The organism is Streptomyces sp. NPDC001020, assembly GCF_053599115.1.
Genome location: NZ_JBSFLQ010000037.1, coordinates 51,946 through 65,068, shown reverse-complemented (window position 1 = coordinate 65,068; position 13,123 = coordinate 51,946). Strand labels below are relative to the sequence as shown.

The window sequence follows — 13,123 nt, the reverse complement described above, 5'->3', positions numbered from 1 at the left end:
GGTATCAGATCCGGTATCCGGAGCCGGGCACGGTGACGATGACCGGAGGCTCGCCGAGCTTGCGGCGCAGGGTCATGACCGTCACACGTACCACGTTGGTGAAGGGGTCCGTGTTCTCGTCCCAGGCCTTCTCCAGAAGCTGCTCGGCGGAGACGACGGCGCCCTCGCTGCGCATGAGGACTTCCAGGACCGCGAACTCCTTGGGGGCCAGCTGGACCTCCCTGCCCTCGCGGAAGACCTCGCGACGGTTGGGGTCGAGCTTGATTCCGGCACGCTCCAGGACGGGCGGCAGCGGCATGCTCGTACGCCGCCCCAGGGCGCGCACGCGCGCGATGAGCTCGCTGAACGCGAACGGCTTGGGGAGATAGTCGTCGGCGCCGATCTCCAGGCCTTCCACACGGTCGCTGACGTCGCCCGACGCGGTGAGCATCAGCACGCGGGTGGGCATGCCGAGCTCGACGATCTTGCGGCAGACGTCGTCGCCGTGCACGAGCGGGAGGTCGCGGTCGAGGACGACCACGTCATAGTCGTTGACGCCGATGCGTTCCAGGGCGGCCGCACCGTCGTACACGACGTCGACGGCCATGGCCTCCCGGCGCAGTCCGGTGGCCACCGCATCGGCGAGCAGTTGCTCGTCCTCGACGACGAGTACGCGCACGTCGCTTGTCCTTCCTCTGTCCACCCGCGCAACACGATCGCGCGCAGCCCACGGGCTGGTCTGTCTGGATGATGAACTCCATCCTGCCCTTTTCGACCATAAACCGGCTGTAAGAGGGGTGGGAGCGCCCGGGAGAAGCGGTCCGGCTGCCCGGGAATGCGAAATTTTCTCGCACCGTTGAGGTTTCCACGGAAGGGCGCGGGGGGAGGACGGTTTACACCCCGCGATCACGCTCTGCGTGTGGCAGACCACATGTGGTCTGCCACCCATCGCTTCCCGCAGGGCGGGCGGGGGTGTCCGGCACCGTCGCCGCCCAGCCCGGGCAGTGCGCTGGGCACCCAGTGGAGACGTGATCGCCCCTTCCCAACGGCACACCCCCGTGCCACCGACCCACGACCCAGGACGAGGGGGCGCAGCATGGACGCATTCACCGCAGGACTTCTGCAGCGCATACGGGCTACCGAGTCCGACTTGACGCGGGCCCGCGAAACCGGCGACGACTTCCTCGCAGAGGTCGAGCAGTCGGAGCTCGACGATCTGCACCGCCTTGCCGCCGAACACGGTGTGGAAGTCGGCGCGATCCGCGTCTGAGCAGCTCGCAGCGTACGAAGCGGGGTCCCGGCAGATCCAGGCCGGGACCCCGCTTCGTGCGAAGGCGCGCGTGTGTCCCGGTGCCCGGTCCCGGGAGCGGGACGGGCCACCTGCAGCGTGGGAGACGGTCGCTTCCGGGCGCGGGCCCGTCAGTCGTGCCAAGCCCCCAGCTCGTCCAGACGGGCCTGGAGCCGCTCGAAGAGGCCGGGAGGGGCCGCGATCGCCAGAGCCGGGGAGAGCGGCTCACCTGGACGGCCGCCGGTCAGGGCGCCCGCCTCGCGGGCGATCAGATCGCCCGCCGCGTAGTCCCAGGGGTTGAGCCCCCGCTCGTAGTACGCGTCCAGGCGGCCCGCCGCCACGTCGCACAGGTCGATCGCGGCGGAGCCACCCCGACGGATGTCCCGTACCTCGGGGATCAGCCGCCCGGCGACCTCGGCCTGGTGGGCCTTGCGCTCGGCCAGATAGCCGAAGCCGGTGCTCACGAGGGCGAGGCCCAGCTCGGGCGCGGGGCGCACGCGCACGGGGCGGTCGTTCAGAAACGCCCCCTGTCCCTTGACGGCGCGGAAGGTCTCCCCGCGCACGGGCGCGTGGACCACCCCGACGAGCGTCTCCCCGTCCTTGCGGGCCGCGATGGAGATCGCCCAGCTGGGCAGCCCGTAGAGGTAGTTGACGGTGCCGTCGATCGGGTCTATCACCCACTCGACGCCACTGCTGCCCTCGACGCAGGCCCCCTCCTCGCCGAGCAGGCCGTCATCCGGCCGGCGGCCGGCCAGCAGACCGGTGATCAGCTTCTCGGACGCGATGTCCATTTCGGTGACGATGTCGATGGCGCTGGACTTGGTGGCGGCCACCCCGAGGTCCTCGGGGCGCCCCTCGTGCAGGAAGGCGCCCGCTCGGGTCGCGGCCTCCAGCGCGAGCTGCAGGAGTTCTGCCGTCAGTCGGTCGGACTGCTCGGGCTTCTCGCTCACGGTGCTCCTCACGCGTACGGGCTGTCGGCGCCCGCGGCGGCGGGCTTGGGTGTGCGGGCCGGGCAGCAGCCCACGGGGCAGACGTCGTGGCTCGGGCCCAGGGCGCCGAGAGCACACGGCGTGACCTGCTGCCCCCGTTCGACGGCGGCGCGCTCGAGGACCAGGTCGCGGACCGCGGCGGCAAACCGCGGGTCGGCGCCCACGGTGGCCGAGCGGCGCACGGGCAGCCCCAGTTCCCCGGCCTTCGCCGTGGCCTCCGTGTCGAGGTCGTACAGCACTTCCATGTGGTCCGAGACGAACCCGATGGGCGCCATCACGACCGCAGGGACCCCGGCGCCGTGCGACTCCTCCAGGTGGTCGCAGATGTCCGGCTCCAGCCACGGGATGTGCGGGGCGCCGGAGCGGGACTGGTAGACGAGCTGCCAGGGGTGGTCGACGCCGGTCCTCTCGCGCACGGTGTCGGCGATCAGCTTCGCCACGTCCAGGTGCTGGCGGACGTACGCTCCGCCGTCCCCGTGACCCTCGACCGGGCCGGAGGTGTCCGCCGCGGAGTGCGGGATGGAGTGCGTGGTGAAGGCGATGTGGGCACCGGACCGGACCTCCTCGGGGAGGTCGGCGAGGGCCTTCAGGACGCCCTCGGTCATCGGCTCCACGAAGCCGGGATGGTTGAAGTAGTGCCGCAGCTTGTCGATCCTGGGCAGCTCCAGGCCTTCGCCCTCCAGGGTGGCCAGGGCCCCCGCGAGGTCCTCGCGGTACTGGCGGCAGCCGGAGTAGGACGCGTACGCACTGGTCGCGAGGACCAGGATGCGGCGGTGGCCGTCGGTGACCATCTCACGCAGGGTGTCGGTCAGATACGGCGCCCAGTTGCGGTTGCCCCAGTACACGGGCAGGTCGAGGCCATGGCCCGCGAAGTCCTTGCGGAAGGCGTCCAGGAGGGCCCGGTTCTGGTCGTTGATGGGGCTGACCCCGCCGAAGAGGAAGTAGTGCTGCCCCACCTCCTTCAGGCGCTCCTTGGGGATGCCCCGCCCTCTGGTCACGTTCTCCAGGAACGGGACCACTTCGTCCGGGCCCTCCGGGCCTCCGAACGAGAGGAGCAGCAGGGCGTCGTACGGGCTGGGGTCGAGTACGTCGGGCATGTCTCCGATCCTGCCACCCGCCACCGACGGCTCTCCCGCCGACCGCCCGACCCCTGGCGGCGGACCACTCGGTACCGCTCGGCACACTGGCGTCGGTAGCGCGCTCCGCATACATTACGGTTTGTCTCACTCGTAAGGCACATGACGGCATTTCACGCCTTACCGGACGTATCGGAGACTCCGTGCCCAGCCCTTACCGCACCCTGTTCGCCGCGCCTGGCTCCAAGGGCTTCTCCGCAGCCGGCTTCCTCGGCCGGATGCCGCTGTCGATGATGGGCATCGGCGTGGTCACGATGATCTCCCAGCTCACCGGGCGCTACGGGCTCGCGGGCGCGCTCTCGGCCACCATCGCGCTGTCCGCCGCCGCGATCGGCCCGCAGATCTCGCGCCTGGTCGACCGGTACGGGCAGCGCCGGGTGCTGCGCCCGGCGACACTCGTGGCGCTGACCGCGGCCGCCGGGCTGCTGCTGGCCTCGCGCCTCTCCTGGCCGGACTGGGTGCTGTTCGCGTGCGCGGCGGGCATCGGTGCGGTGCCGAGCCTGGGCGCGATGATCCGGGCCCGCTGGGCGGCCGTGTACGGGGGTACCCCGCAGTTGCACACCGCCTACTCCTTCGAGTCGGTGGTGGACGAGGTCTGCTTCATCTTCGGACCGATCATCTCCATCGGCCTCTCCACCAGTTGGTTCCCGCAGGCCGGGCCCCTGCTCGCCGCGGGGTTCCTCGCGGCCGGCGTCTTCTGGCTCACCGCTCAGCGCGCCACCGAGCCCGAGCCCCACCCTCGTGAGCGGCTCAGCGGCGGGACGGCGCTGAGCTCCCCCGGACTCCAGGTCCTGGTGGCCACGTTCGTGGCGGTCGGGACGATCTTCGGCGCGGTCGATGTGGTGACCGTCGCCTTCGCCGAGGAACAGGGGCACAAGGCTGCCGCCAGTGTCGTTTTGGCGCTGTACGCAGCGGGTTCCTGCATCGCCGGCCTGGTTTTCGGGCTGCTGCGTCTCACCGGAGCGCCGGAACGCAGGTGGCTGCTGGGCGTGTGTGCGATGGCCGTGAGTATGATCCCCCTCCTACTGGTCGGAAACCTGCTGTTTCTGTCCGTGGCGCTGTTCGCTGCGGGTCTGTCCATCGCACCGACGATGATCACCACGATGGGCCTCATCGAGCGGCACGTACCACGCGCGCACCTGACCGAGGGAATGACCTGGGTGTCCACCGGGCTCGCGGTCGGGGTCGCGCTCGGCTCCTCGTTGGCCGGTTGGGTGATCGACGCCGCCGGCGCAGGGGCCGGGTACGGGGTTCCGGCGGCGTCCGGTGCCGTCGCGGCCGCGGTCGGTTTCCTCGGGTATCGCCGGCTGCGCAGGCCGGTTCGGCAGCGGGGAGGGGCCCATGAGCACCACAGCGAGCGGGAAGAGCGGCACCTGGCGTAACTGGGCGGGGAACGTCACCGCCCGGCCCGTACGGGAGGTCACCCCCGCCTCGGTCGAGGAACTCTCCGCCGCCGTGCGCAAGGCGGCGGAGGACGGCCTCAGGGTGAAGGCCGTCGGCACCGGGCACTCCTTCACGGCCGCCGCCGCGACCGACGGCATGTTGATACGCCCTCAACTGTTGACCGGCATCCGCGAGATCGATCGTGAGGCCGGCACGGTCACGGTCGAGGCGGGTACTCCGCTCAAGAGGCTCAATATGGCGCTCGCTCGCGAGGGACTGTCACTCACGAACATGGGCGACATCATGGAGCAGACGGTCTCCGGTGCCACCAGCACCGGCACCCACGGCACCGGACGCGACTCGGGCTCGATCTCCGCTCAGATCAAAGGCGTCGAGCTGGTGACGGCGGACGGCTCGGTGCTCACCTGTTCCGAGAAGGAGAACCCGGACGTCTTCGCGGCCGTGCGCATCGGCCTCGGCGCCCTGGGGGTCATCACCGCGATCACGTTGGCGGTGGAGCCGATCTTCCTGCTCACGGCCCGCGAGGAGCCGATGACCCTCGAGAAGGTCCTCGCCGAGTTCGACGAGCTCTGGGCCGAGAACGAGCACTTCGAGTTCTACTGGTTCCCGCACACCGGCAACACCAACACCAAGCGCAACAACCGCAGCGCCGGCCCCGAGAAGCCGGTGGGGCAGTTGAGCGGCTGGTTCGAGGACGAGTTCCTCTCCAACGGCGTCTTCCAGGTGGCCAACTGGGTCGGCCGCGCCGCGCCCGCCACGATCCCGGCGATCGCCCGGCTCTCCAGCCGCGTCCTGTCGGCACGCACATACACCGACATTCCCTACAAGGTCTTCACTTCTCCGCGCCGGGTGCGGTTCATGGAGATGGAGTACGCCGTCCCGCGCGAGGCCCTGACGGAGACGCTGCGTGAGCTGAAGGCCATGGTCGACCGCTCGAACCTGCGCGTCAGCTTCCCCGTGGAGGTCCGCACCGCCCCGGCCGACGACATCACGCTCTCCACCGCGTCCGGCCGGGACAGCGCGTACATCGCCGTACACATGTTCCGCGGTACGCCCTATCAGGCATACTTCACCGCCGCCGAGCGGATCTTCACGGCACACGAGGGACGCCCGCACTGGGGCAAGGTGCACACACGTGACGCGGAGTACTTGGCCGGGGTCTATCCGCGGTTCGGTGAGTTCACGGCGCTGAGGGATCGCCTGGACCCGGACCGCCGCTTTGGGAACGACTACCTGCGTCGGGTCCTGGGGTCGTAGCCGACGCGCCGGGCGTGGGCGTCGAGGTCGGCGCTGCGCTGCCGGAGCCGGTGTCCGGGCCGGTCGTGGCGCCCGGCGCCGGGCTCTTCGTCGCGTCGGCGCCACCGTTTCCGGGGGTCGCTCCGACCGCACCGCCTACGGACGGCGTGTGCCCCGAAGAGGTGCCGTGCGACGGCGCGTCGGGGCCGTGCGACGGCGTCCATGAGGGCGACGGAGAGGTGTCCGGCTTCGAGGACGACTTGCTGTGGCCGGTCAGGACGTCGCCGACCGTGGTGCTCGAACCGCCGCTGAAGCTGGTGCCCGACACCAGCTCGTACGTGGTGATCCCGGCCATGGTGACGCCGAAGACGAGGGCGGCGGCGGCCACCGGCCGCTTCCAGCTCTTGACCCGGGCACGGTAGACGGTGCCCTCGGTGAACTCTCCCAAGGCCACGGGATTCTGTTTCTCACGAGGCCTGGTCTGCACCGCCACGTCACGTATCTGCTCGCCGGTACGCCTGAAGACGTGCTGGAAGACCGACCCACCGCAGGTGGCGACGACACTGATCAGGCCCGCGCCCAGGATCGTCCCGTAGACACCGAAGTAGGAGGCGAGCTTGGCGGCCACCACCGCGGCCACGGCGCTGCCCGCCACCTGGGGAACGCTCAGATCCAGCCGCCTCTTCTTGCCGACTTCTCCGGCTTCCGCATCCGCACCGACGTCCGGTTTCTCACGCATCCCCGGAACCTGCCTGCCTTTCCCGTTCGCGATCGGACACACATGAACGTCCGATGTCAGACATGATCGTCCGACTGCCCGAGAAAGGGGACGTATGACCGAAACGAATAGTTCCGTTTCTGACGGTTAGGTGAAGTGCGCCACGTTTAACGGGCGGGGAAGCGGCACATCGCGGCCGACTCGCACCCCTCGCCGGAAGTTGGGCGGCGCGCCGATCCACGTAGGTGGCCCGAATGGAGTACTGTTGCGAGCCCTGAGTCCGACCTCCCTCCAGGGTGTCCGGACTCTTGCTGGACCGCCGGGAGGGGGCTAGTTGCACACGGTGACGGAGTTGGTCACTCAGCGTTGCGAATAGGTACCGTGCCATAACGGCGATCCAGGGCCCGTGCCCGACACGCCGGGCAACTCGGCAAGGTTGTGGCAGGCTGCACCCGGGCAGGCCACACTCGACTAGCGGAAGCAGCGACGCACGTGACGTCGGCAGGCACCACCCGGGAGGTCCCCATGCCCGAACTGCGTGTCGTGGCCGTCTCCAATGACGGCACACGGCTGGTGCTGAAGGCTGCGGACAGCACGGAGTACACGCTTCCGATTGACGAGCGGCTCCGCGCCGCCGTGCGCGGCGACCGTCCCCGCCTCGGCCAGATCGAGATCGAGGTGGAGAGCCATCTCCGCCCCCGGGACATCCAGGCACGGATACGTGCCGGTGCGTCAGCGGAAGAGGTCGCCCAGCTCGCCGGCATCTCCGTCGATCGTGTACGCCGCTTCGAAGGCCCCGTACTGGCCGAGCGTGCCTTCATGGCTGAGCGTGCCCGCAAGACGCCGGTGCGTCGGCCCGGTGAGAACGCCGGCCCCCAGCTCGGCGAGGCCGTCCAGGAGCGCTTGCTGTTGCGCGGCGCCGAGAAGGACACCGTCCAGTGGGACTCCTGGCGCCGTGACGACGGCACCTGGGAGGTGCTGCTCGTCTACCGGGTGGCCGGTGAGCCGCACTCGGCGAGCTGGACGTACGACCCGCCTCGACGGCTCGTCCAGGCCGTCGACGACGAAGCGCGCTCACTGATCGGCGAGTCCGACGACCTCGCGGCGTCCGAGCCGAGCCACCCCTTCGTGCCGCGGATCGCGCGCCTGCCGCGCGAAGGCCGCATGGACCGCGCCCTGGAGCGCCAGATCGATCGGCCCGTCCTGCCATCGCAGTCGCCCGAGCCCGCGGAGGAGAGCACCGGCGAACGCGACTCGCTCACCAGCCTCCTGGAGGCGGTACCGAGCTTCCGCGGCGACATGGTGGTACCCGAGCGACCCGCGGAGCCGCAGGAGGAGCCCGCCCAGGAACCCGCGGCGGAGGAACCTCCCGCACCCGCGGCCTCGGCCGGTTCCGCGTACGCGGACATCCTCATGCCGCGCACGGTCGCCAGCCACCGGGACCGCCTGGTCGGCGCGACGGACCGCCAGGCCGAGGCGGACGGTGTCCGCCCGGGCCGCCGGGCTGCAGTCCCGAGCTGGGACGAGATCGTGTTCGGAACGCGCCGCAAGAAGCAGGAGTAGCGGGAGCGGCCGAGCGAGCAGCGGGAGCTGCCGCACTTACGAGGACGGGGTCCACGCCACTGTGGCGTGGACCCTGTCGCGTTCACTGGGGGTCGGGACCCACCGCGACCGGGCGGCGGGCATCCGCCGACCACTCCGACCACGACCCCACGTACAGCGCGGCCGGGATTCCCGCGATCGCGAGGGCCAGCACCTGCTGCGCGGCAGAGACACCCGACCCGCAGTACACGCCCACCTCGGTGCCCTCCGTCACGCCGAGCGCCTTGAAGCGTTCGGCGAGTTCGGTGGCGGGCAGGAAATGGCCGGATCGGGTCACGTTCTGCATCGTCGGCGCCGACACCGCCCCCGGGATGTGACCGGCCACGGGATCGATCGGCTCGACCTCGCCGCGGTAGCGCTCACCGGCCCGCGCGTCCAGGAGCAGCCCCGTGCGGGCGAGCGCCGCGGCTCCGTCGGCGTCCAGGAGCGGCAGTGCGCCCGGCATCGGCCGGAAGTCGCCGGGGGTGGGCTCCTCGATGCCGGTGGCCAGCGGCCCGTCCCAGACGGCCAAACCGCCGTCGAGCACCCTTACGTCCGGGTGACCGGTCCAGCGCAGCATCCACCACGCACGTGCCGCGGCCCAGCCCTGTCCCCCGTCGTACACGACGACCGGCCGGTCCGAGGAGACGCCCGCGGCCCGCATGGCCGCGCCGAAGCGCTCCGTGTCGGGCAGTGGATGCCGACCGGCGGAACCCGGCGGACCTGCGAGATCGCGGTCCAGGTCCACGTAAACGGCGCCCGGGATGTGCCCGTCGGCATAGACGGCCCGGCCGTCGAAGGGAGCCGCGCCGGCCGCCGTCGCGACGGTCATCTGAAAGCGGACGTCCAGGAGCGTGGGCGGCCGCGGTCCCGCCAAGTCGCTCGCGAGTTCGGATGCGGAGATGATGGCTTTCATGGCCCTCATCCTTGCGCATGGGGTGGCCGCGTAGCCCAAGTCCGGCTACTCTGCTCCGCCGGGCAGGCGGAGTCACCCGGTGTGCTGGATCGGGCACATGGTGTACAGCCGACGGGCACGACACGGCAATCGCACAGAAACGGGCAACAGCGCTTCCGGCATCTGCTGGTCGCCGCACGACGGCACAACCGGAGGTCGTGGTGCGACCTGAGTGGTGAACATCGGCGCGGAATGTGCACACGCGCGTGCGCGGCGCCCGCGCGCGCAGGCGGAGGCTGTACGGCCACCACGAGGGGCCGAGGAGAGAGTTACCAATGACCGAGGCACGGGAGCCGGCGGGCTTGAAGGGCACCAAGCACACTCGGCACGCGCCCGGCACGCCGTGCTGGGTGAGTCTGATGGTGCACGGGATGGAAGCGACCCAGGAGTTCTACGGGGCACTCTTCGGCTGGAGGTTCCGGCCGGGACCGCAACACTTCGGGCCGTATGTACGAGCCGTGTTGGACGACTACCACGTGGCGGGCATCGGGAAGCTGCCACCGGACCGCCATCTGCCGATCGCCTGGACGCCCTACATCGGCTCCGACGACGTGGACGTGACCGCCGAGGCGGTACGCAGCTGCGGCGGAACGGTGGGAGTCGGCCCGCTGGACGCGGACGACGCCGGGCGGCTGGCGATCGCCTGCGACCCGCTGGGCGCGGTGTTCGGCGTCTGGCAGGCGGCCGAACACCTCGGCACGGGTCTGACGGGCGTCCCCGGCACTCCGGCCTGGAACGAGCTCCTCACCTATGACACGGCGAGTGTCGCCAAGTTCTACCGGTCGGTCTTCGGCTATGTGGAGGAGCCGGTCGTCTCCGCGGACTTCGACTACATCACCCTGCACATCGAGGGACGCCCCGTCGCCGGCATCCATGGCGTCGGTGACCACCTGCCCCGTGACCAGGGCCCGCACTGGATGACGTACTTCCAGGTCGCGGACGTCGACGCGACGGCCGAGCGGGTCACCGAGCTGGGTGGACACGTCGTGCGTCCCGCGTGCAAAACGGCCCTGGGCCGCATGGTCACCGTGGCGGACCCGGAAAACGCGGTGTTCTCGGTGGTCAGCGGGCTCGACTGAACCCTCGCGGGGGAACCGGTGGTGCATCAGAGGGACGACACCGGCAGTACGTCCGGGGAGAGGGCCGCCACGCGCGCCGTGGCGGCCGTCATGCGACGCCGGTGGTGGCGGCGGCACAGGATGGTGCGGGCGTTGTGCGTGGCGCGGCGCCGCACCAGCACAAGGCCTCCACCTGGAGGACCTCGACCCGGTCAGTCGTGTCTGCCTGCGTCCCCAGGCTCATGCCCTTGCGGCGTCAGAGCCAGCCGCGCCGGGTCGCCTGGACGCCGAGCTGGAACCGGGTCTGGGCGCCGACGATCTCCTGGAGGCGTGCGATGCGGCGGGCCAAGGTACGTTCGCTGATGCCGAATTCACGCGCGATGGACTCGTCGGTGAGCCCCGAGCTGAGGTACATCAGCAGCCGGCGGGTCTCCTCGGGCGCGTTCGGTGACGGGGCCTCGTCCGCTCCGGCCGCGTCGTCGAGGGCGGGCAGCGGGACGGCCAGCCGCCAGTAGGACTCGAACACGCCGATGAGCGAGTCCAGCAGCCCCGAACGCCGCACGACCATCGCGTGCGCCTGGCCCGGCCGGGGCACGGGGATGTTGACGACGCAGAACTCCTCGTCGCAGATGGCCAGGCTGAGCGGCAGGTCGGGAAAGACGCGGGCCTGCTCCCCGGCCTCCGCGCAGGTCTGGACGACCTCCCGCACGTCCGGGTCGCTGAGGGCCTGCGCCCGGTACACCACCCGGTACTCGATGCCGTCGGCCATCGCCTCCAGGGCCCCGTCCAGGACCGTGACGCGTCCGGACCTGGCCACGGAGAAGCCGACGGAGAGGGCCCGGACGCTCCGCAAGGCCTCGTCGTGGACGCGGCGTCTGACCGCCTCGATCGCGGCCGCGGTGCGGACGACCTCGACGTACCCAGCACTGTCCGGATGGTGGTCGCGCCAGAAGCGGGACAGCGCCTCCGAGCTCTCCCGCAGGGCGGCAGCCTGCCGGGCGCGCTCGTCAGCGAGGTTCCCCAGCGGGTCCGCGGGCGGGCAGGCGCGCACCTTCGTCGGTGTGTCGCCGTCGCGCGGCACCGTCTCCACCAGGCCGAGGGCGCTCAGCCGCGCGACCACCTCGGTGGCCTCGCGCGACGTCGTCTCCAGGACCTCGGCGATCCCGGCGAGCGTCAGCGCGCCGCCTTCGACGAGTACGAGGTAGGCACGCTCGGCGGAGGCGGGCAGACCGATGGCTTGAAGTGGGTGCACGCCTCCTGGATAGCACGCGGTGACCTGCGGTTCCGCCCCGACCCGGCATGGAGGGAGGCGTCACGCGCGGGGGGCGCGTGGCAGCGGCCGCCCACCGTGTCAGGTTTCTGCCATGCCGAATAGCGACAGCCGAAGATCTTTCCGCTCACCGCGTCGGCCAGCACAGTGGTGCGCACACCGAACACCGGTTCTTTTCCAAGCCCCCACCCGGTGTTCACCCGCGCATCAAGGAGTTCCCATGAAGAAGCACGTCGCCTGGGCCGTCACCGTCGCGACCGTCGCCACCTGCGCGCTGGGCGCCGTCTCCCCCGCCATCGCCGCCGACGCCGACCCGGCCGCTTCCGCCGTCACGGCCACCGCCGCCGCCACGCCCGGGGGGATCGATACCTCCAAGCTCGACCCGAAGATCAAGGCCACCGTCGACGCCTTCATCGCCAAGCTGCCCGCCGGCTGGCAGGACCGCGTGCAGACCCTCTACGACAAGTCCGGCGCCGGCGACACCCTGTGGGCGGAGATCAGCCACGCCGGTATCGACCCGAACTCCTACCAGTGCCAGAGCACCCAGTTCCGGGCGGCGGTCCTCAAGCACTACGAGGGCATCAACAACGGGTTCGGCTTCGAGATCCTGCGGGCGCTCGGCCTCCTCGACCTGCCGGTCTACGAGGCCCTGCTCTTCGGCAAGGAGTCGAAGGCCAACACCTTCGGCCTGAACGGCGAGTACACCCAGAAGGTCACGTCCACGATGAAGGACCTCAAGTCCTTCTGGGACATCAACTCCGCCGACATCCAGCTCGTGCCCATGAAGAACGACATCTACCAGTCCCCCGAACGCGCGGGACGGGTGATCGCGGCGCTGTACGGCGTCTCCGAGGAAGTGGCGACCGAGTTCGCCAAGGAGCTCTACCCCGCATACTTCGAAATGGAGCCCTTCCTGAAGAACGGGATGAACCCGATCCTCACCCTCAACGCCTTCGCCTACAGCGAGGAGGGCGAGCCCAACCCGATGGGCATCTCCGACCGGATCGTCATGGGTGACGGCATCCTGGAGGTCATGAAGGAGATCGGTCTGGACGGCGTGGCCCCCAAGGCGATCATGGCCCACGAGTTCGGCCACCACGTGCAGTTCGAGGACCACCTGTTCTCCAACACCACGCTCACCGGCCCGGAGGCCACCCGCCGCACCGAGCTGATGGCCGACGCGTTCGGCACCTACTACCTCACCCACTCCCGTGGTGAGTCCCTCAACGCCAAGCGGCTGCTGGACAGCGAGAAGGGCTTCTACGAGATCGGGGACTGCTCCTTCCTCGACTCGGGTCACCACGGCACGCCGAACCAGCGCCTTGCGGCGTCCACCTGGGGTGCGAGCGTGGCCAACAACGCGGCGAACCAGGGTCACATCCTGCCGTCGCTGACGTTCGCCAACAAGTTCGACGTCAAGCTGCCGGAGCTGGTCAAGCCCGACGCCGTCTGACGGCCAGGGACCCGGGGGGCGGTGGTGCCGCAGTTGGTACCGCACCACCGCCCGGT

Annotated in this window: 12 protein-coding genes and 1 pseudogene; 6 read left to right on the top strand and 7 right to left on the bottom strand. The window is 70.4% G+C overall.

Annotation, left to right across the window (positions count from 1 at the left end; all coding sequences use genetic code 11):
* Positions 1–4: 4 nt before the first annotated feature.
* Positions 5–658 (bottom strand): response regulator transcription factor, encoded by a 654-nt coding sequence (locus ACWDEX_RS29025; protein ID WP_450467238.1) that lies wholly within the window; start codon positions 656–658, stop codon positions 5–7.
* 417 nt (positions 659–1,075) lie between these two features.
* Between ACWDEX_RS29025 and ACWDEX_RS29020 the strand changes: the two genes are divergently transcribed.
* Entirely contained in the window at positions 1,076–1,249 is a 174-nt protein-coding gene (locus ACWDEX_RS29020; RefSeq protein ID WP_450467236.1) for a hypothetical protein, read from the top strand.
* A gap of 149 nt (positions 1,250–1,398) precedes the next feature.
* On the opposite strand, the gene ACWDEX_RS29015 is transcribed toward ACWDEX_RS29020, so the two are convergent.
* Positions 1,399–2,217: an inositol monophosphatase family protein gene (locus ACWDEX_RS29015; protein ID WP_450467234.1), complete on the bottom strand. Its 819-nt coding sequence runs from the start codon at positions 2,215–2,217 to the stop codon at positions 1,399–1,401.
* An 8-nt stretch (positions 2,218–2,225) separates the two neighbouring features.
* Complete coding sequence (locus tag ACWDEX_RS29010; RefSeq protein WP_450467233.1) at positions 2,226–3,353, bottom strand: ferrochelatase; 1,128 nt, start codon at positions 3,351–3,353, stop codon at positions 2,226–2,228.
* Positions 3,354–3,535: 182 nt separating this feature from the next.
* Here ACWDEX_RS29010 and ACWDEX_RS29005 point away from each other — a divergent pair, with 182 nt between their 5' ends.
* Positions 3,536–4,774 (top strand): MFS transporter, encoded by a 1,239-nt coding sequence (locus ACWDEX_RS29005; protein ID WP_450467232.1) that lies wholly within the window; start codon positions 3,536–3,538, stop codon positions 4,772–4,774.
* Positions 4,734–6,053, top strand: coding sequence for a D-arabinono-1,4-lactone oxidase (locus tag ACWDEX_RS29000; protein WP_450467230.1), 1,320 nt, complete (start codon positions 4,734–4,736; stop codon positions 6,051–6,053). Before ACWDEX_RS29005 ends, ACWDEX_RS29000 begins: the two co-directional genes overlap by 41 nt.
* On the opposite strand, the gene ACWDEX_RS28995 is transcribed toward ACWDEX_RS29000, so the two are convergent.
* The gene (locus ACWDEX_RS28995; RefSeq protein WP_450467228.1) at positions 5,977–6,771 is read right to left on the bottom strand and encodes a hypothetical protein; all 795 of its coding nucleotides are present in this window, start codon (positions 6,769–6,771) and stop codon (positions 5,977–5,979) included. The genes ACWDEX_RS29000 and ACWDEX_RS28995 overlap by 77 nt on opposite strands.
* 504 nt (positions 6,772–7,275) lie before the next feature.
* Between ACWDEX_RS28995 and sepH the strand changes: the two genes are divergently transcribed.
* Positions 7,276–8,313 carry a septation protein SepH gene (gene sepH, locus ACWDEX_RS28990; protein WP_450467227.1) on the top strand — a complete coding sequence of 346 codons (1,038 nt, stop codon included), beginning with the start codon at positions 7,276–7,278 and terminating at the stop codon, positions 8,311–8,313.
* An 82-nt stretch (positions 8,314–8,395) separates the two neighbouring features.
* Here sepH and ACWDEX_RS28985 read toward each other — a convergent pair whose 3' ends face one another.
* A complete protein-coding gene (locus ACWDEX_RS28985; RefSeq protein ID WP_450467226.1) occupies positions 8,396–9,247 on the bottom strand; it encodes a sulfurtransferase in 852 nt (283 codons plus the stop codon).
* Positions 9,248–9,561: 314 nt separating this feature from the next.
* On the opposite strand from ACWDEX_RS28985, the gene ACWDEX_RS28980 reads away from it, so the two are divergent.
* Positions 9,562–10,365 (top strand): VOC family protein, encoded by an 804-nt coding sequence (locus ACWDEX_RS28980; RefSeq protein ID WP_450467225.1) that lies wholly within the window; start codon positions 9,562–9,564, stop codon positions 10,363–10,365.
* Between the two features lie 26 nt (positions 10,366–10,391).
* Here ACWDEX_RS28980 and ACWDEX_RS28975 read toward each other — a convergent pair.
* Positions 10,392–10,567 (bottom strand): annotated as a pseudogene (locus ACWDEX_RS28975) (thymidine kinase); the annotation flags it as partial.
* 33 nt (positions 10,568–10,600) lie between these two features.
* Positions 10,601–11,596, bottom strand: coding sequence for a helix-turn-helix domain-containing protein (locus ACWDEX_RS28970; protein ID WP_450467224.1), 996 nt, complete (start codon positions 11,594–11,596; stop codon positions 10,601–10,603).
* A gap of 238 nt (positions 11,597–11,834) precedes the next feature.
* Here ACWDEX_RS28970 and ACWDEX_RS28965 point away from each other — a divergent pair, with 238 nt between their 5' ends.
* Complete coding sequence (locus ACWDEX_RS28965) at positions 11,835–13,067, top strand: hypothetical protein (protein ID WP_450467222.1); 1,233 nt, start codon at positions 11,835–11,837, stop codon at positions 13,065–13,067.
* Positions 13,068–13,123 lie beyond the last annotated feature (56 nt).